This is a genomic window from Streptomyces sp. NPDC059166 (assembly GCF_042755185.1).
GTDB lineage: Bacteria > Actinomycetota > Actinomycetes > Streptomycetales > Streptomycetaceae > Streptomyces.
Genome location: NZ_JBHZCI010000022.1, coordinates 41262 through 65254 on the forward strand (window position 1 = coordinate 41262; position 23993 = coordinate 65254).

Annotated in this window: 21 protein-coding genes; 5 read left to right on the plus strand and 16 right to left on the minus strand. The window is 72.7% G+C overall.

Annotated features, from left to right (window positions below):
* Nucleotides 1-183 precede the first annotated feature (183 nt).
* The gene (locus ACFXOA_RS18205) at nt 184-651 is read left to right on the plus strand and encodes an RDD family protein (protein ID WP_385028932.1); all 468 of its coding nucleotides are present in this window, start codon (nt 184-186) and stop codon (nt 649-651) included.
* Between the two features lie 207 nt (nt 652-858).
* Here the strand turns inward: ACFXOA_RS18205 and ACFXOA_RS18210 are convergent, their stop codons facing one another.
* The 4 genes from ACFXOA_RS18210 to lipB form a co-directional block, all read right to left on the minus strand.
* Nucleotides 859-1566, minus strand: a complete 708-nt coding sequence (locus ACFXOA_RS18210) for a DUF4191 domain-containing protein (protein WP_385028935.1) — start codon at nt 1564-1566, stop codon at nt 859-861.
* A 30-nt stretch (nt 1567-1596) separates the two neighbouring features.
* Complete coding sequence (locus ACFXOA_RS18215; protein WP_385028938.1) at nt 1597-1797, minus strand: hypothetical protein; 201 nt, start codon at nt 1795-1797, stop codon at nt 1597-1599.
* Nucleotides 1798-2068: 271 nt separating this feature from the next.
* Nucleotides 2069-3037: a lipoyl synthase gene (gene lipA / locus ACFXOA_RS18220; protein ID WP_385028941.1), complete on the minus strand. Its 969-nt coding sequence runs from the start codon at nt 3035-3037 to the stop codon at nt 2069-2071.
* 128 nt (nt 3038-3165) lie between these two features.
* The gene (gene lipB / locus ACFXOA_RS18225; protein WP_385028944.1) at nt 3166-3984 is read right to left on the minus strand and encodes a lipoyl(octanoyl) transferase LipB; all 819 of its coding nucleotides are present in this window, start codon (nt 3982-3984) and stop codon (nt 3166-3168) included.
* A gap of 324 nt (nt 3985-4308) precedes the next feature.
* Between lipB and ACFXOA_RS18230 the strand changes: the two genes are divergently transcribed.
* Nucleotides 4309-5922, plus strand: a complete 1614-nt coding sequence (locus ACFXOA_RS18230) for a regulator (protein ID WP_385028947.1) — start codon at nt 4309-4311, stop codon at nt 5920-5922.
* A 21-nt stretch (nt 5923-5943) separates the two neighbouring features.
* Here ACFXOA_RS18230 and ACFXOA_RS18235 read toward each other — a convergent pair whose 3' ends face one another.
* Both ACFXOA_RS18235 and ACFXOA_RS18240 read right to left on the minus strand, forming a co-directional pair.
* The gene (locus ACFXOA_RS18235) at nt 5944-7257 is read right to left on the minus strand and encodes an NAD(P)/FAD-dependent oxidoreductase (protein ID WP_385028949.1); all 1314 of its coding nucleotides are present in this window, start codon (nt 7255-7257) and stop codon (nt 5944-5946) included.
* A 185-nt stretch (nt 7258-7442) separates the two neighbouring features.
* Nucleotides 7443-8342 (minus strand): TIGR01777 family oxidoreductase, encoded by a 900-nt coding sequence (locus ACFXOA_RS18240; RefSeq protein ID WP_385028952.1) that lies wholly within the window; start codon nt 8340-8342, stop codon nt 7443-7445.
* Nucleotides 8343-8421: 79 nt separating this feature from the next.
* On the opposite strand from ACFXOA_RS18240, the gene ACFXOA_RS18245 reads away from it, so the two are divergent.
* Complete coding sequence (locus tag ACFXOA_RS18245) at nt 8422-8946, plus strand: GNAT family N-acetyltransferase (protein ID WP_385028955.1); 525 nt, start codon at nt 8422-8424, stop codon at nt 8944-8946.
* A 22-nt stretch (nt 8947-8968) separates the two neighbouring features.
* Here ACFXOA_RS18245 and ACFXOA_RS18250 read toward each other — a convergent pair whose 3' ends face one another.
* The 8 genes from ACFXOA_RS18250 to ACFXOA_RS18285 all read right to left on the minus strand — a co-directional run bounded on the left by ACFXOA_RS18250 (nt 8969) and on the right by ACFXOA_RS18285 (nt 20389).
* Complete coding sequence (locus tag ACFXOA_RS18250) at nt 8969-9490, minus strand: DUF4240 domain-containing protein (protein ID WP_385029145.1); 522 nt, start codon at nt 9488-9490, stop codon at nt 8969-8971.
* 83 nt (nt 9491-9573) lie between these two features.
* A complete protein-coding gene (locus ACFXOA_RS18255) occupies nt 9574-10545 on the minus strand; it encodes a helix-turn-helix transcriptional regulator (RefSeq protein ID WP_385028958.1) in 972 nt (323 codons plus the stop codon).
* Between the two features lie 75 nt (nt 10546-10620).
* On the minus strand, nt 10621-13290 hold the full coding sequence (gene aceE / locus ACFXOA_RS18260) for a pyruvate dehydrogenase (acetyl-transferring), homodimeric type (RefSeq protein WP_385028961.1): 2670 nt from the start codon (nt 13288-13290) through the stop codon (nt 10621-10623).
* Nucleotides 13291-13570: 280 nt separating this feature from the next.
* The gene (locus tag ACFXOA_RS18265) at nt 13571-14194 is read right to left on the minus strand and encodes a GntR family transcriptional regulator (RefSeq protein WP_385028964.1); all 624 of its coding nucleotides are present in this window, start codon (nt 14192-14194) and stop codon (nt 13571-13573) included.
* Nucleotides 14195-14354: 160 nt separating this feature from the next.
* Entirely contained in the window at nt 14355-16100 is a 1746-nt protein-coding gene (gene sucB / locus ACFXOA_RS18270; protein WP_385028966.1) for a 2-oxoglutarate dehydrogenase, E2 component, dihydrolipoamide succinyltransferase, read from the minus strand.
* 56 nt (nt 16101-16156) lie between these two features.
* A complete protein-coding gene (gene lpdA, locus ACFXOA_RS18275; RefSeq protein ID WP_385028968.1) occupies nt 16157-17545 on the minus strand; it encodes a dihydrolipoyl dehydrogenase in 1389 nt (462 codons plus the stop codon).
* 340 nt (nt 17546-17885) lie between these two features.
* On the minus strand, nt 17886-19445 hold the full coding sequence (locus ACFXOA_RS18280; RefSeq protein WP_385028971.1) for a leucyl aminopeptidase: 1560 nt from the start codon (nt 19443-19445) through the stop codon (nt 17886-17888).
* Between the two features lie 161 nt (nt 19446-19606).
* Nucleotides 19607-20389: an adenosylcobinamide-GDP ribazoletransferase gene (locus ACFXOA_RS18285; protein WP_385028974.1), complete on the minus strand. Its 783-nt coding sequence runs from the start codon at nt 20387-20389 to the stop codon at nt 19607-19609.
* A gap of 86 nt (nt 20390-20475) precedes the next feature.
* On the opposite strand from ACFXOA_RS18285, the gene ACFXOA_RS18290 reads away from it, so the two are divergent.
* Nucleotides 20476-21246 carry a hypothetical protein gene (locus ACFXOA_RS18290; RefSeq protein WP_385028976.1) on the plus strand — a complete coding sequence of 257 codons (771 nt, stop codon included), beginning with the start codon at nt 20476-20478 and terminating at the stop codon, nt 21244-21246.
* Between the two features lie 3 nt (nt 21247-21249).
* Here ACFXOA_RS18290 and cobT read toward each other — a convergent pair whose 3' ends face one another.
* Entirely contained in the window at nt 21250-22353 is a 1104-nt protein-coding gene (gene cobT, locus ACFXOA_RS18295) for a nicotinate-nucleotide--dimethylbenzimidazole phosphoribosyltransferase (RefSeq protein WP_385028979.1), read from the minus strand.
* A gap of 114 nt (nt 22354-22467) precedes the next feature.
* Nucleotides 22468-23670, minus strand: coding sequence for a bifunctional adenosylcobinamide kinase/adenosylcobinamide-phosphate guanylyltransferase (locus ACFXOA_RS18300; RefSeq protein WP_385028982.1), 1203 nt, complete (start codon nt 23668-23670; stop codon nt 22468-22470).
* An 86-nt stretch (nt 23671-23756) separates the two neighbouring features.
* Here ACFXOA_RS18300 and ACFXOA_RS18305 point away from each other — a divergent pair, with 86 nt between their 5' ends.
* Complete coding sequence (locus tag ACFXOA_RS18305; RefSeq protein ID WP_099176312.1) at nt 23757-23960, plus strand: hypothetical protein; 204 nt, start codon at nt 23757-23759, stop codon at nt 23958-23960.
* Nucleotides 23961-23993: the final 33 nt, after the last annotated feature.

Below are 23993 nucleotides of genomic sequence, written 5' to 3' on the forward strand. Positions count from 1 at the left end.
GCAGCTCGTCTGTGTGGCCAGTGCGGTGGCACACGCTGGATGCGACCTTAGGTAGACGGGATTTCTCCAGCGTGACCCATTTGTTTCGCACAAGTTAACCAGCCCCGTTGCGGGCGGCACCTGAACGACGTGTTCCGTGCCCCGCCCGGCCGGGTGCAAACGCGGGCGCAGTACCGTGGACGGGTGGACAACAGGCAAGCAATCGGATCGTGGCTCTCGGGGCCGCGCGCGGCCGCCGAGGACATGGGCGCCGACTTCGGTCACCGGGGCGAACGCCTCGGTCTGCCCAAGGAGGGCCCGGGGTCGATCGCCCCGCTCGGCCGGCGCTTCGGGGCGCTCTTCATCGACTGGGCCCTGTGCATGCTGATCGCATACGGGCTGCTCGCGGGTGGTGACCAACAGGCGGCGGGCAACTGGGCCCTGGCCGTCTTCCTCGTCATGAGCCTGCTGACCGTCGGAACCGTGGGTTCCACCCCCGGCAAGCGGATCCTGGGCCTTCGGGTCATCGCCGAGGACGGCGGACGGCTCGGCGCCGTCCGGGTCGTGCTCCGCAGCGTGCTCCTCGTCCTGGTGATCCCGGCCATCGTCTGGGACCGCGACAGCCGCGGCCTCCACGACCGCCTGGCCCGCGCCGTCCAGGTCCGTATCTGAGACCACCCGGGCGCCGCACGGCCCCGGGGCATCGCTCCCGACCGGTGGCGGCGGAGCCCCTGAGGCCCGTCGGGGCCCCGCGGCACACGCGGGCCGCACTCCCGGTCGGCCGGGCCGGCGCGGGCCGTCCCGCGGCACACACGTACATACGGCAGGGGCCCCCACGAGATCTCTCGTGGGGGCCCCTGCCGTATGTACGTGTCGAGGTCAGCGCATCTTCCCGCCGCGCGGCATCCGCATGCCCTTGGGCATCGGGCCCTTCGGCAGCGGCATGTTGCTCATCAGGTCGCCCATCGCCCGGAGGCGGTCGTTGGCGGCGGTCACCTGGGGGCCGGTCAGCACCCGCGGAAGCTTCAGCATCGTGGTGCGCACCTTCTTCAGCGGCACCTGGCCCTCGCCGTCACCGACGATGATGTCGTGCACCGGCACGTCCACGACGATGCGCGCCATCCGCTTCTTCTCTGCGGCCAGCAGGCTCTTCACCCGGTTCGGGTTGCCCTCGGCCACCAGCACGATGCCGGCCTTGCCCACCGCTCGGTGGACGACGTCCTGGCTGCGGTTCATGGCGACGGCCGGGGTCGTGGTCCAGCCGCGGCCCACCCGGTCCAGCACCGCCGCGGCCGCGCCGGGCTGCCCTTCCATCTGCCCGAAGGCCGCCCGCTCGGCCCGGCGCCCGAAGACGATCGCCATGGCGAGGAGGGCGAGCACGAAGCCCAGGATGCCCGCGTAGATCGGGTGACCGATCAGGAAACCGATCGCGAGGAGGACACCGAAGGTGATGATTCCCACACCCGCGACGACAAGACCCACCTTGGGGTCCGACCGCCTGGTCATCTTGTAGGTCAGGGCGATCTGCTTGAGCCGCCCCGCGTTCTCGGCGCTGTCCGCGCCTTCAGTGTTTGCCTTCCTCGCCATGTACAGAAGTTTACGTGGCCTCGGAGTGACCTAGGAACGGTGGTCGGCCACAGCCTTCAGCACATGCTCGGCCTCGACCCGGTCCTGAGCCCTGCGGCGGTCCTCGAGGACGGCCGTCCAGGCGTTCTGGCGGGCGGTGCGCTGGCCTCCGGACATCAGCAGCGACTCGACCGCGCGGAGCGCGGTGGCGACGGTCGGGATGGCGGTGGCTCGTACCGGTGCTGCGTGCATCGTGGGTGTTCCCCCTCGGAGCGGATGCGCGCGACCGGCGCGCACTGAGTAGCGGGAAGCAATGACGACGGCGGCTGCGGGAGCCGCCGCGTATGTACCTAGGGTCACTGCTCGGTGTTACCAGTGCATGACCGGTCGGTCAAACACCAATGAAACCCTGATTTCGGCGCCGCGCACGCCGACGCGGCCCATACGGGCCCCGGACCTGCCGGAGGGCGTACGGGCCGCGTCGGTGCGGCGACTTCTGTTCAGTGGTCCCTTGTGCGCCGATTCACACCGCGGAGGCGGTGGACGCGGTCGCGCCGCGGCGCTCCATCGCCTGCTGGAAGAGACGCCCGGCGCGGTACGAGGAACGCACCAGCGGACCCGACATCACACCGGAGTAGCCGATCGCGTCGGCCTCGTCCTTCAGCTCCACGAACTCGTGCGGCTTCACCCAGCGCTCGACGGGGTGGTGCCGCGCGGAGGGGCGCAGGTACTGCGTGATCGTGATGAGCTCGCAACCCGCGTCGTGGAGGTCCTGGAGCGCCTCGCTGACCTCCTCGCGGGTCTCGCCCATGCCGAGGATCAGGTTGGACTTCGTCACCAGGCCGGCCTCGCGGGCCCGGGTGATGACCTCGAGGGAGCGCTCGTAACGGAAGCCGGGGCGGATCCGCTTGAAGATCCTCGGGACCGTCTCGACGTTGTGCGCGAGCACCTGCGGGCGCGAGGAGAAGACCTCGGCCAGCTGCTCCGGCTCGGCGTTGAAGTCGGGGATGAGCAGCTCGACCTTGGTGGCCCCGCCCTCACGGCCCGCGGTCTGGGCGTGGATCTGGCGCACGGTCTCCGCGTAGAGCCAGGCTCCGCCGTCCTCCAGGTCGTCGCGCGCGACGCCGGTGATCGTGGCGTAGTTCAGGTCCATGGTGACGACGGACTCGCCGACGCGGCGGGGCTCGTCGCGGTCCAGCGCCTGCGGCTTGCCCGTGTCGATCTGGCAGAAGTCGCAGCGCCGGGTGCACTGGTCACCGCCGATGAGGAACGTCGCCTCGCGGTCCTCCCAGCACTCGTAGATGTTCGGACACCCGGCCTCCTGGCACACGGTGTGCAGCCCCTCGCCCTTCACGAGCGCCTGCATCTTCGTGTACTCGGGGCCCATCTTCGCCCGGGTTTTGATCCACTCGGGCTTGCGCTCGATGGGGGTCTGGCTGTTTCGGACCTCCAGGCGCAGCATCTTGCGCCCGTCGGGTGCGACACCGGACACTCCGGCACCCCTTTGCTTTCGCTGCATTGGATTCTTCGGCGAACACCAGGGTACGCCCGTGATTAGAACGGTCTTACGTATGGCCAACCTGTGGCCGCCGGGCCCTATTCCGGGCCTCGGAAGCGCCCTCAGGCGGGCGCCGGGGCCCCGGAGGGCTCGGCGCGCTCGATGACCCGGGGGGCGGGCCGTGCGCTCTCCAGGACGCTCCTGAGGTGCTTCTCGACGACGGGCAGGACCTCGGCGAGCGTGACCTCGCGGCCCAGTTCGTTCGAGAGGGAGGTCACGCCCGCGTCCCGGATGCCGCACGGCACGATCCGGTCGAACCAGGTGTTGTCCGGGTTCACGTTGAACGAGAAGCCGTGCATGGTGACGCCCTTGGCGACCCGGATGCCGATCGCGGCGAGCTTGCGGTCCTCGCGGCGCTGGCCCGCGTTGGACGGCGCGTACTCGGGGCCGTTCAGCCGTGGATCGAACTCCTCGTCGTGCAGGCGCGGGTCGAAGTCCAGGGAGAGCCCTCCGAGGGCGGGCCGGTCCTCGACCGGGTCGCCGAGCACCCAGGCGCCGCTGCGGCCCTCGACACGGGTGGCCTCCACGCCGAACTCCGCGGCGGTCAGGATGAGTGCGTCCTCCAGGCGCCGGACGTGGGCGACCACGTCGACGGGGCGGGGGAGCTTCAGGATCGGGTAACCGACGAGCTGCCCCGGGCCGTGCCAGGTGATCTTGCCGCCGCGGTCGACGTCGATGACCGGGGTGCCGTCCAGCGGGCGTTCGCTGTCCAGCGTCCGCCGCCCCGCCGTGTAGACCGGCGGGTGCTCCAGCAGCAGGCAGGTGTCGGGGACGGTGTCCTCGAACCGTGCGGCGTGCACCTCGCGCTGCTTCTGCCAGGCTTCCTGGTAGTCGACCGCTTCCTCGCCGAATCCCAGACGGACGAATCGCAGCTCACTCACTCGGGTGCCTCCCTACTCGTGGTGCCGGAGGGCAGCGGGGTGTCGGGTCGTCCCCGGAGCCGCGGCACCATGCACTGTTGTGCGCCCCGATCCACTGTACGACCGCCGCGGAGCGCGGCTTCCGGCAGGTTGCGGGGGAGGGGTGTACGTCAGCAATCCGGCAATCCTCACACGATCGGATGAACGTGGAGCGAAGGGTGCCGGAGGTCGCCGTCGGGGCAGTTAAATTCGCGCCGTTCCATAACGGGCTCGCCCGCTCCCCATCGTGGGGGGAGCCCGTGAGGGCTGCCCGCCCGGCGCCGAAGGCAGGAGACCTTACAGCTGATGTCGGAACGACCTGCGCAGCGCACCCCGAACCGGCGGCTCGCTGCCCTCATCGCGGAGGCCGGGTTCTCGCACGCGGGCCTGGCTCGGCGGGTGGATCAGCTCGGCCTCGAACACGGGCTCGACCTGCGATACGACAAGACCTCGGTGACCCGCTGGCTGCGCGGCCAGCAGCCCCGGGGCACCACCCCCGCGCTCATCGCCGAGGTCTTCACGCGGCGCCTCGGGCGACGGCTCTCCGCGCAGGACCTCGGACTCGACGCCTGCGCGCCCGTCTACGCCGGCCTGGAGTTCGCGGCCACACCTGCCGAGGCCGTCGACATCGTCAGCGGTCTGTGGCGCAAGGACTCCGGCAGTCACACGGAGCTGCGGAAGATCGCCTTCACCCCGGCGGGACTGGTCGTCCCCAGCAGGGACTGGCTGATCGGACGGCCCGACGAGTGGGACGGGCGAGGCGAACAGCAGGACCGCGGCCACGCGCCGGCCGGCCTGCCCGCCCCGCGCGCGGTCAACGACGTACTCGGCGGCCGCGCCCAGTACGGGCCTCCGCAGCCCGGTGCGGCCGGAACCCTGCAGATCCCCGCCGGGCACGGGAGCCCCGGACCGGTCCGGGGCGGAGCCACCCGCGGCCCGGGCCCCACCCGGCCGCCCGCGCCGGCCGCACCGCCCCTGGGCGTCCCGCGCCAGCGGCAGACCGACCGGGGGGCCGGGCAGCGGGTGGGCAACGGTGACGTCGCCGCCCTGCGCTCGGTGGGCGAGCTGTTCCGCGCGCTCGACAACGCCTACGGCGGCGGGCACGCCCGGCAGGCCCTGGTCAGGTATCTGGAGCACGAGGCCGAACCGATGCTCCGCGGGAGTTACGGCGAGGCGACGGGACGCAGACTGTTCGCCGCGGCCGCCGACCTGACCCGGCTGGCGGGCTGGACCTCCTACGACATCGCGGCGCACGGGCTCGCCCAGCGCTACTTCGTCCAGGCGCTGCGGCTCGCCCAGGCGGCCGGGGACCGGGCGTACGGCGCCTTCGTCCTGATCACGATGAGCCGGCAGGCCGTCTACCTCGGGCACGGCAGGGAGGCGGTCCAGCTGGCGCGCGTAGCCCAGCAGGGCATCGGCTCCTCGGCGCCCCCCGTCGTCATGGCCCTGCTGCACTCGGTCGAGGCACGGGGGCACGGGGTGCTCGGCGAGACCAGATCCTGCGTCGCCGCGCTCGCCCGGGCCGAGCGAGCCCTGGAGAGCTCGCGGCCCGGCGACGAGGTGCCGTACTGGGCGCGCTACTTCGACGAGGCCCAGCTGGCCGACGAGTTCGGCCACTGCCACCGCGACCTGCGGCAGTACCGCGCGGCCGCCCAGCACGCCGAGCGTTCCCTCCAGCTGCGCGCGCCGGCGTACGCCCGCAGCCGGCTGTTCTGCCGCGTCGTGCTCGCCACGGCGCGGCTGGGGCTCGGCGAGCTGGACCAGGCCTGCCTGCTGGGCGCCGAGGCGGCCCAGCAGGCGGCGGAGATGCGGTCGGTCCGCGCGACCGAGTACGTCAGCGACTTCGAGCGCCGCCTGGAGCCCTACCGCGAGGCGGCCGCCGTGCGGGGGTACCGCGACAAGGTCGCCGCGCTGGGCTGAGGAGGCGGGCCGGGCCGGTCCTCAGGCGGCCGCGGGCAGTCCCGGCCCGCCCGCGTCCCCTCCCCGTACCCCCAGATCGCCGAGGATCGCCGCCGCGGCGCGCCTGCCGGAGCGCAGGGCGCCCCGCACGGTGCTCGTGTCCCGGTGGTCGCCGCACACGTAGAGCCCGCTCAGCACACGTACCGGCCGGCGCGGATCGTGCGGCGGCGGCATCGCGGGCACGGCCTCCGGGTCGTGGTGGGAGGCCAGCAGCTCCCAGTCGCCGGTGGGCACGCCGTACAGCTCGGCGAGGTGGGCGCGGACCGAGCGGTCGAGGTCCGGGGGCGGGGGACCGGCCACGGTGGAGGTGACCAGAACCCGGCCTTCCGGAGCGCGCGACGGATCGACCTCGCTCATCACCGCCGAGTGCGACACCGGCCCCGAACGGTCCGCGTCCAGCAGCAGCCGGCGCCCCGTGGCCGGTGCCTCCGGAGCGGTGTGGTGCAGCACGGTGACGGGGTGGAAGGGCGGCACCCGCAGCCCCGGCAGCAGTTCGGCCGCCGCGCCCGCCCCGGTGGCCACCAGGAGCGACCGGCAGCCGAGTTCGCCGTGCTCCTTCGTGCGTACGGAGGTGATGTCCGCGGCCGTCACATGTACCCCGGTGCGCACGGTCCCCGGAGGCAGCGCGGCCGCGAGCAGCTCCGGCAGCGCCGAGGAACCGCCCGACGGTACGCACAGTGCCCCGCGCGCGTACTCCCGTAGGGCCAGTTCGGCGATACGGCTCGATGTGATCAGCTCCGGGTCACCGAGCAGCGCCGACAGCAGCGGCCGCAGGAAGCCGCCTACGAGCCGGGGTGGCAGTCCACGTGCCGACAGGGCGTCGACGGCCGCCCGTTCGGGACGGGCCAGGATCCTGGACTCCTCCGTGGCGGCGAGCCTGGCCAGCCAGGCGCCCAGCCTCGCCTGTTCGATCGCCCCGCCCAGAGGCGCACGGGGGGCGCTCGACCGCGACCGTACTGCGCGGAGTGCGCCGCGTGCGCTCCGTACGTCCCCGGCGAGGTACTGCCTGCCCCCGCTGTGCACGAGCGCACCCGGAGCGAAGTCCCGCAGGACCAGGCCGTCGAGCCCCGGGGTGGTGCCCAGCTCCGGACAGGCGGAACCGAGCAGGGGGCCCAGGTGGTCCAGACGGAACCCGTCCACCTCCCGGGTGGCCATGCGGCCCCCCACGTGCGGGGCGGCCTCCAGTACGCTGACGCCCACTCCCGCGCTGACCAGCCGGTGGGCTGCCGAGAGGCCGGCGATCCCGGCCCCGATGATGACCACATCAGCGTGGTCCGATGTGTGTGCCCTGAGCACGTGCCCCTCCCCGAGTCGGTGCGACTGCTGGGGGGCTATTGCCCCCAACAGGCCCCCGGAATGCCCGAGTTCGGGTCGAGGCTAGGTGGATGGCCGATTCAGGGACAGTCGCGCGCACCTCGTGCACGGATGCACGGGGTCGCACGGGACCCGCCGTCGCCGGCGGGGGGAGGACCCGGCGGCGGTCAGCGCAGCGCGGCCCGGACGGCGTCCTCGATCCCCGGGAAGGCGAAGGAGAAGCCGGATTCGAGGAGCCGGGCGGGCAGGACCCGCTGGCTGCCCAGGACGTCCCCGGAGAACTCGCCGAGCGCGATCTTCAGGGCGGGGGCCGGGGCGGTGAACAGGGTCGGGCGCCGCAGCACCCTTCCCATCGCCGCGGTGACCTGGGCGTTGGTGACGGGGGAGGGACCCGTCAGATTCACCGCGCCGGACAGCGTCTCGGTGTCCAGGATGTGCCGCAGCGCCGCGATGTGGTCGTGCAGCGCGATGAAGCTCCAGTACTGCCTGCCGTTCCCGAGGCGTCCGCCGAGCCCCGCCCTGAACAACGGGAACAGCCGGCCCCAGGCCCCTCCGTCCGCGGACACGACCAGACCGGTCCTGGCGTGGACCGTGCGGATCCCCGCCTCCTCGGCCGGAGCGGTCGCCTCCTCCCACTCCACGCACACGGACGGCAGGAATCCGTCGCCCGGAGAGGCGCTCTCGTCGACCGCGCGGTCCCCGGTGTCTCCGTAGAAGCCGATCGCCGACCCGGACAGCAGCACCTTCGGCGGGGAGTCCAGGGAGGCCACCGCCTCCGCGACGGCCGCCGTGCCCAGCACCCGGCTGTCACGGATCTCGCGCTTGTACGCCTCGGTCCACCGGTGGTCCCCGACCCCGGCGCCCGCGAGGTGGACCACCGCGTCGCAGCCCGCCAGGCCCGCCGCGTCGACGTACTGGCGCTTCGGGTCCCACTCCACCTCGTCGCCGGAGGCGGCGGGGCGGCGGACCAGGCGCACCACCTCGTGCCCGTCGGACCGGAGCGAGCGCGTGAGCGCCGCTCCGATGAGACCGGTCGATCCGGACACGGCGATACGGGAGCGCAGCATGACGGCCATCCTGCCCGATGAGCCACGGCTCAAGCGGGACCCGGCGCGGGGCGGGAACCCGCGTGGCACAGTGGCGCGCATGGATGCCCCGAAGATCCTCTCCCTCCGACCCGTCCGCACCGCCGTACCCGGGGACGAGACCGGGCTGGGGGAGCTGGACCGGGCCACCTGGTCGACCCTGCACTCCGTCCAGCCGCGGCCGGCGCCACCGTACGAGCCGTTCTTCGGCGACCGGCGGCCGCCCGGCGACCACCTGGTCGCCGAGGCCGTCACCGATCAGGGAGCCCTCCTCGCCGGCTACATCCGGCTGGGACGGCCCACCCCGCTCGCCTGCAACGCCCACGTACGCCAGATCCAGGGACTCGCGGTCGCCGGCTGGGCCAGGGGGCACGGCCTCGGCCGAACCCTGCTGCGCGCCTGCGCCGAGCAGGCCCGCCGCCAGGGGGCCAGCCGTCTCACCCTGCGCGTACTGGGCCACAACGGCCCGGCGAGGGCGCTCTACGAGGCGGAGGGATTCGTCGTCGAGGGGGTGCTGCCGGGGGAGTTCTTCCTGCACGGGCGCTACGTCGACGACGTGCTGATGGGACGTTCGCTCTCCCTCTGACCGCGCGCCGGGGAGGCGGTCCTCAGACGGGCCCGAAGCGCTCCCACAGCGCCGGATAGCGCTCCGCGAGCGCCGCGTCGTCCTCCAGGCCGAAGGGGGTGCCCTCCGGCTTCGAGGGCTGCGGATCCACCCCGAGGTCGGGGGAGACCACTCCGGTGAGCTGTTCGTACGCCTCGTCGGCGGCGTACCCCAGCTCCTCGCCGTCGCCGTCCAGTTCCTCGTCGAAGCCGTCCAGCAGCTCGGCCAGGCTGTCCGGGTCGTGCACCGCGCCCTCGAAGACCTCCCGGCCCTGGGCGATCAGCCAGCAGCGGAAGTAGTCGAAGGCGTCGTCGCTCGCCCCGCCGAGCAGCACGGCCGCGGCGCCCCACAGGTCCCAGCGGTAGGCGCGGTTGTAGCGGGCCTCGAAGTGCCTGGCGTAGTCCAGCACCGAGTCGGGATCGAGCCGCACCAGCCGTTCGACGAGCAGATCGGCGTGCTCCTCGGGGTCGCCGTCGGCGGCCTCGCGGGTGCTGTCGATGATCTCCCAGAACTCCGTCTCGTCCATCACGGGTCCAGCATCTGCCCCGGCGGCGGGCGGCGCACGCCCAGACACCGAATTGAAGCCTTCGGCGCGGATTCAAGGGCCTGTCACCGATAGAGATCGCGCAACCGTTCGGCTGTCCCGGCAAAACGTTCGCGCAGGGATGCGGGGGAGAGGACCTCGGCCTCCGCGCCCAGCACGAGCAGTTGCTCGTAGGCCACCTCGGGCGACTCCACCGGCAGGACCACCGTGCGCCACCCCGCCCCGTCGGGACCCTCGGCGGCGGCCAGCGCCTCCTCGGCCGCCGGCCGGTCCACGACGTGCGGGAGCCGCCGCGCACCGGCCGGTGACAGCCGTACGGTCACCTCGGCGCGCAGGATCGACCGTGCGAACCGCTCCGCACGCTCCTCCCAGAACCCGGCCAGGTCGAAGTCCGCGTCCCTGACGAAACCGGTCTCCGACACCGTGACCGAGGTGAAGCGGTCGGCCCGGTACACCCGGACGTCGTCACCCGCACGGGCACAGACGTACCAGACCCCGGCCTTCAGCACGAGCCCGTAGGGGGCGAGCTCCCGCTCCACCTCCTCGTCGGAGGGCCGGCGGCGGTAGCGGGCCACCATCATCCGGTCGCCCCTGACCGCCTCCGCCACAGCGGGCAGATGGTCCGGGGTGACCGGATCCCGGAACCAGCCGGGGGCGTCCAGGTGGAAACGGCGCGCGGTGCCGTCCGCCGCGTCCCTGAGCGAGGGCAGCAGGGCGGCCGAGACCTTCAGACGGGCCGCCGACGCGGCGTCGTCGAGGCCCATCTCGCGCAGGGCGGTGGGCAGCCCGGACAGGAAGAGGGCCTCCGCCTCGTCACGCGCGAGCCCCGTCAGGCGTGTCCGGTACCCGCCCACCAGCCGGTAGCCGCCGATCCGGCCGCGCCCGGCGTGGACGGGCACGCCCGCCTCCGAGAGCGCCTGGGCGTCCCGGGTCACGGTGCGCTCCGACACCTCCAGCTCGGCGGCCAGTTCGGCACCGGTCATGGAGGGCCGGGACTGCAGGAGCAGCACCATCTTGATGAGGCGGGCAGCACGCATGCACCCATTGTCGGACCGCCCGGGCACACGGAGGGGCGGGTACCGGGAACCCCGGTACCCGCCCCTCCGTGTAGATCACATCCCGTACTTCTCCCGGGCCTCCTTGACCTTGGAGGCCGGGATCTCGCCACGGCGGGCCAGCTGCGCCAGCGCGGCGACCGCGACCGACTGCGCGTCGACGCCGAAGTGGCGGCGGGCACCCTCACGAGTGTCGGAGAGGCCGAAGCCGTCCGTACCCAGCGAGGACCAGTCCTGCTCGACCCACTGGCTGATCTGGTCCGGCACGGCGCGCATCCAGTCGCTGACCGCGAGGACGGGGCCCGGTGCGCCGGAGAGCGCCTGCGTCACGTACGGCACGCGCTCCTCGCCGCGGAGCAGGGCCTCGTCGCACTCCAGCGCGTCGCGGCGCAGCTCGCCCCACGAGGTGGCGGACCAGACGTCGGCCGTGACACCCCAGTCGGCGGCGAGCAGCTCCTGGGCCTCCAGGGCCCAGTGGATCGCCGTACCCGAACCGATGAGCTGGAGACGCGGCGCGTCCGCGGACGCGGGCGTGCCCTCCTTGAAGCGGTACAGGCCCTTGACGATGCCCTCCTCGACGCCCTCGGGCATCGCGGGCTGCTGCTTGGGCTCGTTGTAGACCGTCAGGTAGTAGAAGACGTCCTCCGCGTCGGGGCCGTACATCCGGCGCAGACCGTCCTTGACGATCACCGCGATCTCGTACGCGAAGGCCGGGTCGTAGTTGAGCGACGCCGGGTTCGTGGACGCGATCAGGTGCGAGTGGCCGTCCGCGTGCTGGAGGCCCTCACCCGTCAGGGTCGTACGGCCGGCCGTGGCGCCCACGATGAAGCCCTTGCCGAGCTGGTCGGCGAGCTGCCACATCTGGTCGCCGGTCCGCTGCCAGCCGAACATCGAGTAGAAGATGTAGAACGGGATCATCGTCTCGCCGTGCGTCGCGTACGACGAAGCGGCGGCGATGAAGTCGGCCATGGCACCGGCCTCGGTGATCCCCTCGTTGAGGATCTGGCCGTCCTTGGCCTCCTTGTAGTACATCAGCTGGTCGCGGTCGACCGGCTCGTACGTCTGGCCCAGCGGCGAGTAGATGCCGGCGGAGGGGAACAGCGACTCCATACCGAAGGTACGGGCCTCGTCCGGGACGATCGGGACCCAGCGCCTGCCGGTCTCCTTGTCCCGCATCAGGTCCTTCACCAGGCGGACGAACGCCATGGTGGTCGCCATCTCCTGCTTGCCGGAGCCCTTGTACAGCGCCTTGAACGCGCGCTCCTCGGGCTGGGGCAGGGCGGCGGCGTGCACCCGGCGGGCGGGGGCCGGACCGCCGAGGGCGGCGCGGCGCTCCTGGAGGTAGCGGACCTCGGCGGAGTCGGCGCCCGGGTGGCCGTACGGCACCAGCCCGTCCTGGAAGGCGCTGTCCGGGATCGGGAGGCCGAGCAGGTCGCGCATGCCCTTGAACTCGTCGATCGACAGCTTCTTCATCTGGTGGTTGGCGTTCTTGGACTCGAAGCCCTTGCCGAGCGTGTAGCCCTTGACCGTCTGGGCCAGGATCACGGTCGGCGCGCCCTTGTGCTCCAGCGCCGCGCGGTAGGCCGCGTAGACCTTGCGGGCCTCGTGGCCGCCGCGGGAGCTGTAGAAGCACTCCGCGATCTTGGCGTCGCTCAGCAGCTTCGCCAGCTCGACGAGCGCGGGCTCGGAGCCGAAGAAGTGCTCGCGGATGTAGGCCACGTCGCGGGTCGCGTACGTCTGGAACTGCGCGTCCGGGACCTCACGGAGGCGGCGGATCAGCGCGCCGGTGGTGTCCAGCTGGAACAGCTCGTCCCAGGCGTTGCCCCACAGCGTCTTGATGACGTTCCAGCCCGCCCCGCGGAAGGCGCCCTCCAGCTCCTGGACCACGCGGAAGTTGGCGCGGACCGGGCCGTCGAGGCGCTGCAGGTTGCAGTTGATGACGAAGGTCAGGTTGTCGAGCTGCTCACGCGCCGCGAGGGCGAGGGCCGCCGTCGACTCGGGCTCGTCCATCTCGCCGTCGCCCAGGAAGGCCCAGACGTGCGAGTTCGACGTGTCCTTGATCTTGCGGTTGGTGAGATAGCGGTTGAAGCGCGCCTGGTAGATCGCCGAGAGCGGGCCGAGGCCCATCGACACGGTGGGGAACTCCCACAGCCAGGGCAGCCGCCGCGGGTGCGGGTAGGACGGCAGGCCGTCGCCCCCGGACTCCTGGCGGAAGTTGTCGAGCTGCTGCTCGGAGAGGCGGCCGTCGAGGAAGGCGCGGGCGTAGATGCCGGGCGAGGCGTGGCCCTGGATGTAGAGCTGGTCGCCGGAGCCGTCACCTTCCTTGCCGCGGAAGAAGTGGTTGAAGCCGGTCTCGTACAGCCACGCCGCCGAGGCGAACGTGGCGATGTGACCGCCGACGCCGTACCGGGCGCCTCGGGTGACCATCGCGGCCGCGTTCCAGCGGTTCCACGCGGTGATCTTCGATTCCATCTCCAGGTCGCCGTCGAACGCGGGCTCGGCGGAGGTGGGGATGGTGTTGACGTAGTCGCTCTCCAGCAGCTTGGGCAGCGCGATGCCGGCGCCCTCAGCGTGCTGGAGCGAACGACGCATCAGGTACGCGGCGCGGTGCGGGCCCGCGGCCTTGGTGACGGCGTCCAGGGAGGCCGCCCATTCGGCGGTCTCCTCGGGGTCGCGGTCCGGGAGCTGGTCGAGCTCGCTCGGAAGCTGTGCTACGGGGTCGGTCATGATCGCCGCCTTCCGGAGTGGAGGGGGGTGGAGAAGGCCCTGACTGGCAGGACAGGGCGATCGGGCCGGTGGGCCCGCGAACAGAACTGTAAGTCGCCGATCGATGATCGATCAAAGGGTGAAGGCCAAAACTTCTCGATATGAAGAAAAGTGGCATGCGGTGCCGCAGAACGGGGCACGCAGTGACGGGATCAAACGGGCGAAACGGGCTCCGGGGTGCACGGGTGGGCATGGAGGGACGCAGATGTGCACCGGTCGCGGGTGGGTCGTCGCCGGTGGGTCAGGCCCGGGGGGCGCACCCGAGGACGTGTTCCTTCACCAGCACGGCGATCCGCGGGTCCCGTCGCTGGAACGCCTCGATGAGTGCTTCGTGCTCCTCGGCGTACGACTTCTGCACGGTGCCCAGCCAGCGGATCGAGAGCGCCGTGAAGACCTCGATCCCGAGCCCCTCCCAGGTGTGCAGCAGGACGGCGTTCCCGGCGGCCCTGACCATCTCCCGGTGGAAGGCCACCGTGTGCCGCACCTGCGCCTCGCCGTCCGCCAGCCGGTCGGCCTCGTACAGCGCGGCCACGTGAGGGGTGAGGGCCGAACAGTCCTCGGCGAGCCCCGGAGCCGCCAGCTCCGCCGCGATCTGCTCCAGACCGGCCCGCACGGGGTAGCTCTCCTCCAGGTCGGCGGCGGTGAGGTTGCGTACCCGGACCCCCTTGTTCGGCGCGGACTCGATCAGCCGCAGCGTCTCCAGCTCCCGCAGCGCCTCGCGCACGGGTGTCTGGCTGACCTCGAGTTCGGTGGCGATACGCCGCTCGACGATCCGTTCGCCCGGCTTCCAGCGCCCGCTGACTATCCCTTCCACGATGTGCTCGCGGATCTGTTCGCGCAGCGAGTGGATGACGGGCGGGGTCATGGGGGGCTCCTTCGGGGGCGAACCGGCGAACCGGTGCCTTGCGCCGACACGGCGGCCAGGGATGACCGGTGGTCACAGCACTAGACAATACGGCGGCGCCCCCGCCCGGAGGAGTTCCGGACGGGGGCGCCGCTGGTGAGGCTGGTTACAGCCGGCCGGCTCAGAGGCCGAGCTCGACCTCGAACTCGCCCGCCTCGAGGATCGCCTTGACCGTGGTCAGGTAACGGGCGGCGTCCGCGCCGTCCACCAGACGGTGGTCGTAGGAGAGCGAGAGGTAGGTCATGTCGCGGATACCGATGACGGTGCCCTCGGCGGTCTCGATGACCGCCGGGCGCTTGACCGTCGCGCCGATGCCCAGGATCGCGGCCTGGTTCGGAGGCACGATGACCGTGTCGAACAGCGCGCCGCGCGAACCGGTGTTGCTGACCGTGAAGGTGGCACCCGACATGTCGTCCGGGGTGAGGCCGCCGCCGCGGGCCTTGCCGGCCAGCTCCGCGGTCTTCTTCGCGATGCCGGCGATGTTCAGGTCGCCCGCACCCTTGATGACCGGGGTCATCAGACCCTTCTCGGCGTCCACGGCGATGCCGATGTTCTCCGAGTCGAAGTACGTGATGGTGCCCTCGTCCTCGTTGATCCGGGCGTTGATGACCGGGTGGGCCTTCAGCGCCTGGGCCGCCGCCTTCACGAAGAACGGCATCGGGGACAGCTTGACGCCCTCACGGGCGGCGAAGGAGTCCTTCGCCTGGTTGCGCAGCTTCATCAGCTTGGTGATGTCGACCTCGAGGACCGAGGTCAGCTGGGCCTGCGAGTGCAGCGCCTTCATCATGTTGTCGCCGATGACCTTGCGCATGCGGGTCATCTTGACCGTCTGACCGCGCAGCGGGGACGCCTCGACCTTCGGCGCGGCCTTGGCCGCGGGAGCGGCGGCGGCCGGAGCCGGAGCGGCAGCCGCGGCCTTGGCGGCCTCCGCGGCGGCGACGACGTCCTGCTTGCGGATGCGGCCACCGACACCGGTGCCCTTGACCGAGCCCAGGTCGACGCCGTTCTCGGCGGCGAGCTTACGGACCAGCGGCGTGACGTACGCGCCGTCGTCCGAGGCGGACGCGGCCGGAGCGGCCGGAGCCTGAGCCGGAGCGGCGGGCGCCGGAGCGGCGGGCGCCGGGGCGGGAGCGGCCGGAGCCGCGGGGGCCGGGGCCGGAGCCGCGGGGGCCTCCTGCTTGGGAGCTTCCTGCTTGGGAGCTTCCTGCTTGGGAGCCTCCTGGGCGGGGGCGGCGGGCTGCGCCGGAGCCGCGGCGGGGGCGGCACCCGGTGCGCCGATGACGGCCAGCTTGGCGCCGACCTCGGCGGTCTCGTCCTCACCCACGACGATCTCCAGCAGAACGCCGGCGACCGGGGCGGGGATCTCGGTGTCGACCTTGTCCGTGGAGACCTCGAGCAGGGGCTCGTCCTCCGCGACCTCCTCGCCGACCTCCTTCAGCCAACGGGTGACGGTGCCCTCGGTGACGCTCTCACCGAGCGCCGGGAGGGTCACGTCCGTGCCGGACGCGCCACCGGCCGGAGCGGCGGCGGGAGCCTCGGCGGCCGGGGCCTCGGCGGCGGGTGCCGGGGTCTCCTCGGCCGGGGCGGCCTCGGGCTCGGCGGCGGGGGCCTCGGCGGCAGGTGCGCCCGAGCCGTCGTCGATGACGGCCAGCTCGGCGCCGACCTCGACGGTCTCGTCCTCGGCGACCTTGATGGACGCGAGCACGCCGGAGGCGGGCGCGGGGATCTCGGTGTCGACCTTGTCGGTCGAGACCTCGAGCAGCGGCTCATCGGCCTCGACGTGCTCGCCCTCGGCCTTCAGCCAGCGGGTGACGGTGCCCTCGGTGACGCTCTCGCCGAGCGCCGGAAGGGTTACGGAAACCGACATGGTTTCGGTTGCTCCTTACGAAAGTGCGGAAGTGGTCGGTCGTCCCCGGGACTGGATCAGTCGTGGGAGTGGAGAGGCTTGCCCGCCAGGGCCAGGTGGGCTTCGCCCATCGCCTCGTTCTGCGTCGGGTGGGCGTGGATGAGCTGCGCGACCTCGGCCGGCAGCGCCTCCCAGTTGTAGATCAGCTGGGCTTCGCCGACCTGCTCGCCCATACGGTCACCGACCATGTGGACGCCGACCACGGCACCGTCCTTGACCTGGACGAGCTTGATCTCGCCCGCGGTCTTCAGGATCTTGCTCTTGCCGTTGCCCGCGAGGTTGTACTTGAGGGCCACGACCTTGTCCGCGCCGTAGATCTCCTTGGCCTTGGCCTCGGTGATGCCGACGGAGGCGACCTCGGGGTGGCAGTACGTCACCTTCGGCACGCCGTCGTAGTCGACCGGCACGGTCTTGAGGCCCGCGAGGCGCTCGGCGACCAGGATGCCCTCGGCGAAGCCGACGTGGGCGAGCTGGAGGGTCGGCACGAGGTCACCGACGGCCGAGACCGTCGGGACGTTGGTCTGCATGTACTCGTCGACGAGGACGTAGCCGCGGTCCATCGCGACACCCGCCTCCTCGTAGCCCAGACCCTGCGAGACCGGGCCGCGGCCGATCGCGACCAGCAGCACCTCCGCCTCGAAGGTCTTGCCGTCGGCGAGGGTGACCTTGACGCCGTCCTGCGTGTACTCGGCCTTGTCGAAGAAGGTGCCGAGGTTGAACTTGATGCCGCGCTTGCGGAACGCGCGCTCAAGAAGCTTGGAGCTGTTCTCGTCCTCGACCGGGACCAGGTGCTTCAGGCCCTCGACGATCGTGACGTCGGTGCCGAAGGACTTCCACGCCGAGGCGAACTCGACACCGATGACGCCGCCGCCGAGGACGATCGCCGACTTCGGCACACGGTCCAGCTTCAGCGCGTGGTCCGACGAGATGATGCGGTTGCCGTCGATCTCCAGGCCGGGCAGCGACTTCGGCACGGAGCCGGTCGCGAGCAGCACGTGGCGGCCCTGGACGCGCTGGCCGTTCACGTCCACCGAGGTGGGCGACGAGAGACGGCCCTCACCCTCGATGTAGTGCACCTTGCGCGAGGCGACGAGACCCTGCAGACCCTTGTAGAGGCCCGAGATCACGTCGTCCTTGTACTTGTGGACGGCCGCCATGTCGATGCCCTCGAAGGTGGCCTTCACGCCGAACTGCTCGGCCTCGCGGGCCTGGTCGGCGATCTCGCCGGCGTGCAGCAGCGCCTTCGTGGGGATGCAGCCGTTGTGCAGGCAGGTGCCGCCGACCTTGCCCTTCTCGATCAGTGCGACGTCCAGGCCCAGCTGAGCTCCGCGCAGGGCCGCGGCGTAACCGCCACTGCCACCGCCGAGGATCACTAGGTCGAAAACGGTGCTGGCGTCGTTCGCCACGTCACGTCCTCCATGCATGTGCGCCGTACGCCGGGCCCCGTCGCTGGGGTGTGACCGGCCGGTCGGCTGGTGTTCGGCCGCTTGCGTTATTCGGCCCTGTGGTGGGGGCCCTGTCCTGCCGAGAACCCATCTTCGCACTTGTTGAGGGCGGACGGGACGCGGGCCCCTGCTCCGGCCCCGGCGAGTACCGGGCCGAGCGGGTTACCGATATGTGTGGATGTCGGGATACTTCCAGGTCGGGGCCGATCGGTGGAACACCGACGGCCCCGGGTACATGCCCGGGGCCGTCCGTTCTGCGACAGAGCTCACGCGTGGTCCGTGCGAGGTGCCCGCGCGGGAATCAGCCGAGGTCGCCGGCGGCGGTGCGCTCCGCCAGCCGCACCAGCGTGCGCACGGCGGACCCGGTGCCGCCCTTGGGGGTGTAGCCGTACGGCGCTCCCTCGTGGAACGCGGGGCCCGCGATGTCCAGGTGCGCCCAGGCGATGCCCTCGCCCACGAACTCCTTCAGGAACAGTCCGGCCACCAGGCCGCCGCCCATCCGCTCGCCCATGTTGGCGATGTCGGCGGTGGGGGAGTCCATGCCCTTGCGCAGGTCGGCCGGGAGCGGCATCGGCCAGGAGGCCTCGCCGACCTCGGTGGCGATCTCGTGGATCGAGGTGCGGAAGGCGTCGTCGTTGGCCATCACACCGAAGGTGCGGTTGCCCAGCGCGAGGACCATCGCGCCGGTCAGCGTCGCCACGTCGACGATCGCGTCGGGCTTCTCCTCGGAGGCGCGGGTCAGCGCGTCGGCCAGGACCAGCCGGCCCTCGGCGTCGGTGTTGAGGACCTCGACGGTCTTTCCGCTGTACATGCGCAGCACGTCACCGGGGCGGGTGGCGTTGCCGGACGGCATGTTCTCGGCCAGCGCCAGCCAGCCGGTGACGTTGACCCTCAGGCCGAGGCGCGAGGCCGAGACGACGGCGGCGAACACGGCGGCGGCGCCGCTCATGTCGCACTTCATCGTCTCGTTGTGCCCGGCCGGCTTGAGGGAGATGCCGCCCGAGTCGTAGGTGATGCCCTTGCCGACCAGGGCGAGCGTCTTCTCCGCCTTCGGGTGGGTGTAGGACAGCTTGACCAGCCGGGGGCCGTGCGTGGAGCCCTGGCCGACACCGAGCAGACCGCCGTAGCCGCCCTTGACGAGCGCCTTCTCGTCCAGCACCTGCACCTTGATGCCGTGCTCCTTGCCCGCGGCGGTGGCCACGGCGGCGAAGGACTCGGGGTACAGGTCGTTCGGCGGGGTGTTGATCAGGTCGCGGGCCCGGTTGATCTCCTCGGCGACCGCGACGGCGCGCTCCGCGGCGGCCTTGAAGGCCTTGTCGCGCGGCTTGGCGCCGAGCAGGGCCACCTCGCCGAGCGGTAGCTTCGCGCCCTTGGCGCCCTTCGCGGACCTGGCCGGGGCGAGCTTGTCCTCGCCGCCCTGGTAGGCGGTGAAGGCGTACGCGCCCAGCAGGGCGCCCTCGGCGATGGCCCCGGCGTCCTCGGCGGACTCCGTCGGCAGTGCGAAGCCTGCCTTCTTCGTGCCCTTCAGCGCACGGGCGGCGCTGCCCGCGGCACGGCGGAGCGCCTCGGCGTCGTAGGCCTCGTCCTTGGCCGGCACCTTGCCCAGCCCGACCGCGAGGACGACCGGCGCCTTGAGCCCGGACGGGGCGGGGAGCTTGGTCACCTCGCCCTCGGCACCGGAGGCGCCCAGGGTCTCGAGGACGGTGGCGAGCTTCCCGTCGAACGCCTTGTCCACGGCCTCCGCGCCCGGTGCGACGACCAGGTCCCCAGGGGTGGAGCCGTCGCCCTTGGCGACGCCGACGACGAGTGCGTCGGCGCGCAGCGTCGCCGCACCTGAGGTGCTGAGAGTGAGAGCAGTCACGGTGGTGAAATCTCGCTTCCGTTGAGTTGTGGTCCCGGTCTGTGCTGGCCGAGGGGTGGCCGACCGCGCCCGGCGTATCACGGACGCCTCCGCGATGTGCCGGGAATGAGCCTACGCGTGCCCTTGCGCCCGGCTCACGGGGGCGGGGCCGTCCGGTCGCATCAGCCCAGCGAGAGGACCAGGAGGGCCGTCGTCGCGGCGGTCTCCTCCAGTGCTCCGAACACATCCCCCGTCACCCCGCCGAAGCGGCGCACGCAGTGGCGGAGCATCAGTTCGGCGCCTCCCGCACCGGCCAGGACCGCGAGCGCGACGTGGCCGGCGGTCCCGCCGCCGCCCGTGAGCGCCCCGGCCGCCGCGCAGCAGAGGGCGGTCGCGCAGGCGGCCGCGAGCGCGGCCGGCCCCGGGACGGAGCCCGCCACCGCCGCGCCGAGACCCTCCGGCCGGGCCGGCGGCACGCCGCGCCGGGAGGCCAGGGTGAGCGCGAGGCGGGCCGTGACCGCTGCGACGACCGTGCCCAGGGCCCCCTCGGCCCAGCCGCGTCCGTACAGCTCGAAGAGCGCCGCCACCTGGGCCAGCAGTACGAACACCAGCGTGACCACCCCGAACGGGCCGATGTCCGACTGCTTCATGATCCGCAGCGCGTCCTCGGCGGGTCGGGCGCTGCCGAGCCCGTCCGCGGTGTCCGCGAGCCCGTCCAGGTGCAGCCCCCTGGTGAGAGCCGCGGGGAGGGCCACCGCGGCGACCGCCGGGAGCAGCGGGCCCGCGCCCCCGAGCAGGAGCAGCACCCCCGAAGCGGCCGCGAGCAGTCCCACGACGAGTCCGGCGAGGGGAGCGCAGAGCATGCCGGCGCGCGCGGCGTCCCGGTCCCAGCGGGAGACGCGGACGGGGAGCGCGGTCAGGGTGCCGAAGGCGAAACGCACGCCGTGGCTGTCGAGGAAGGTCACCGCGCGCACGCTAGCCGGTGCGGAGAGGCGCCGGGTTGGGCAAAGTGACTCAAAGCGACCCGTACGGGTCCCCGGACGGAGGTGGAATGGGTCACTGGCTGCAGCAGAACGTCGTCGAGCCGGGCAAACTGCCCCTGCTCCTGGCCCTGGCCGCCTTCGTGCTGACCTTCGCGATCACCCGGATGATCACCAGACTGATCAGGGCGGGCAAGGGGCCCTTCCGCAACGTCACGCCCGGCGGTGTGCACGTCCACCACGTGGTGCCCGGCGTGGTGCTGACGGTGGTCGGCGGGTTCGGCGCGGTCGCGAGCGGGCGGCACGGAGCGGCCGCCGGGATCCTCGCCGTGGTCTTCGGCATCGGAGCCGGTCTCGTCCTCGACGAGTTCGCCCTGATCCTCCACCTCGACGACGTCTACTGGACCGAGGAGGGCCGGCAGAGCGTGGAGGTCGTCGTGCTCACCGCCTCGCTCGTCCTGCTGGTGCTCGCCGGATTCTCGCCGCTCGGCGTGGACGAACTGTCCGGGGAGCAGCAGCAGAACAGGCTGGGAGTGGTGCTGACCTACGTCCTCAACTTCGCCCTGGTGCTGGTGTCCCTGTTCAAGGGGAAGGCCCGGATGGCGGTCATCGGCACCCTGCTCCCCTTCGTGGCGCTGATCGGGGCGCTCCGGCTGGCCCGCCCCGCCTCACCGTGGGCCAGACGCTTCTACCCCCGGCGCCACCGGGCCCGCGCCCGGGCCGTGCTGAGGGCGTATCACCACGACGTGCGCTGGGCCGGCCCGCGACGGCGTTTCCAGGACCTGATCGGCGGGGCCCCGGACCGGACCGCCCTGCCCGGGCCACGCCGTGACGGTTCCTGAGGGTCAGGCCGTCGTCCCCGCGGCTTCCGTCCCCGCGTCGGCCTCCGCGGTGGCGTCCGCCTCGTCCTCCCGTACGCGCTCCGGCAGCTCCGCCGCCAGCGCCGCCGCGGCCTGGACGAGCGGCAGCGCCAGCAGGGCGCCGCTGCCCTCGCCCACCGTCACCCCGTGGTCCAGCAGGGGCGTCAGAGCCATCCGGTCCAGCGCCTTCGCCTGCGCGGGCTCGCCGCTGAGCTGCCCCGCCAGCCACCAGTCCGGAGCCCGGAACGCCGCCCGCTGGGCCACCAGCGCGCAGGCCGCCGACACCACACCGTCCAGGACCACGGGCATCCGCCGCAACGCGCTCTGCAGGAGGAATCCGGTCATCGCCGCCAGATCCGCCCCTCCGACGGCGGCCAGCAGCTCCAGCTGGTCGCCGAGGACCGGCCGGGCCCGCCGCAGCGCGTCCCGCACCGCCGCGCACTTGCGCATCCAGGCCAGGTCGTCGATCCCCGCGCCGCCACGCCCCGTCACCACCGAGGCGTCCGTGCCGCACAGAGCGGCGATCAGGGTCGCCGCCGCGGTCGTGCCACCGACGCTCAGATCGCCCAGCACCACCAGATCGGTGCCCGAGTCGGCCTCCTCGTCGGCGACGCGCATCCCGAGCCGCACGGCCTGTTCGGCCTCCTCGGCGGTCAGCGCGTCCTCGACGTCGATCCTGCCGGAGCCGCGCCTCACCCGGTGGCGGACGACCGCGTCCGGCAGCAGCTCCGGGTCGCAGTCCAGCCCCGCGTCCACGATCCGCACCGGTACGGAGAACCTGCGGGCCAGCACGGCCACCGGGCTCGACCCGTCCAGCACCGCCCGGACCAGCTCGTGAGCGGTGCCCGCCGCCCGGCCGGAGACCTCCAGCTCCGCGACCCCGTGGTCACCGGCGAACAGCAGCAGGCGCGGCTGCTCGACCGCCTTCACCGGGACCGACTGCTGGGCGGCCGAGAGCCACTCGCCCAGATCGTCGAGACGGCCGAGCGCGCCGGCGGGAACGGCGAGCCGCTCGCGGCGTTCCTCGGCGTCGCGCCGGACGCCCCCGTCGGGGCGTTCGATCAGATCGGAGAAGTCGTCCAGGTTCACGGGGTTCTGCCTCGCGGGTCGGCGCTGGGTGGGACGGAGCCCGCCCGGGGCTCCTGTGCGGAACAGTACCCGGCGCCTCCTCGGGCATCCCCGGCCGCGCGCACCCCGTCCGCCTCACCCCCGCAGCACCAGCGCCCGCCCCGCCACCACCAGCAGCACCTGCTCGCACTCGTCGGCGAACGCCGAGTTCAGGCGGCCCAGTTCGTCCCGGAAGCGCCTTCCGGCGGCCGTCGCGGGCACCACGCCCGAGCCCGCCTCGTTGGTCACGGCGACGACCGTACGGCGTGTCCCGCGCACCGCCCGGACCAGTTCGGCGACCCGGTCGCGGAGCCTCTCCCGGCCGCCGTCCGCCCAGCGGGAGTCGTCCCAGGCGCCGACGCGGTCCATCGCGTCCGTCAGCCAGAGGGAGAGGCAGTCGATCAGCAGCGGCGGGCCGTCCTGCTCCAGCAGGACGGCCAGCTCGCAGGTCTCCTCGGTGCGCCACGCGGCCGGCCTGCGGTCCCGGTGGAGCCCGATCCTCGCCTCCCACTCCGCGTCGCCCGAGCGGCGGCCGCCCGTCGCGACGTACACCACCTCGGGGAAGGTCTCCAGGCGGCGTTCGGCCTCCACCGACTTCCCCGACCGCGCGCCGCCCGTCACCAGGGTGCGGCGCGGCACCTCGGGCACCGCGTGGAAGGTGCCCACCGGCAGCGTCGTCCCGTCGGGCACGGCTCGCGCCCCGGCCGCCGCGAGCCTCCGGTCCAGCTCGGCCCCGGGCGGGGCGTCGTGGTCCAGGTGGACGGCGACGACCTCCGTGGCCGGCAGGACGGCCCCCACCGCCCGCAGCCGCGCCACGGCGTCGGGCCGCCCGGTCACATCGCAGACGACCATGTCGTACGGCTCGGGGACCGGTTCCGACAGACCTGCGGGGGACGCCCCGGGCGGCAGATAGAGCAGGCGCTCGCCCTCCGGCGAGGTCACCTCGTAGCCGGTGCCGGGGGCGTCCATGGCGACGGCCCGGACCCGGTGCCCGCTGATCAGCGTCAGCTCCTGCCCGTCCGGTACGCGGCCCGCCGGCGGGAGCGAGTCGGGGACCTCCACAGCGGGGCCGTCGTGCGGATGGGTGAGCAGCACCTGCCGCACGCCGGACAGCGAGCGTCCCGCCCGGGCGGCGGCGAACACCGCGCCGGGGGTGAGGTCCAGCAGCAGCGCGTCGTCCACGAGCAGCGCGGTCGCCGCACGCGCACCCGTACCGCGGGCGGCCGCGCAGGCGGCGCAGGGGCATTCGGGCCGCGGCAGCCCGTCGGGGGCTCCGGTGCCGAGCAGTGTCAGTTCCACGCCCCGATCCTCCCGTGTCCATGAACCACCTGCGCGCCCGGGACACCCACTAGGCTTCGGGGAGCAACGCGACCCAGGAGGCGGACATGGCGTGGACGTGGCGGTTCGAGAAGTCCGACGGTACGGAGACGGAGCCGGCGCTGCAGCCGGAGGAGTTCACGACCCAGGGGGACGCGGAGTCCTGGATCGGCGAGTTCTGGAAGGAACTCCTCGAAGGGGGCGCCGACCAGGTGACGCTCTTCGAGGACGCGACGAAGATCTACGGCCCGATGAGCCTCCAGGCCGACTGAGGCCCTCCGCGCCCGCCCGGGAGTCCGGGCGGG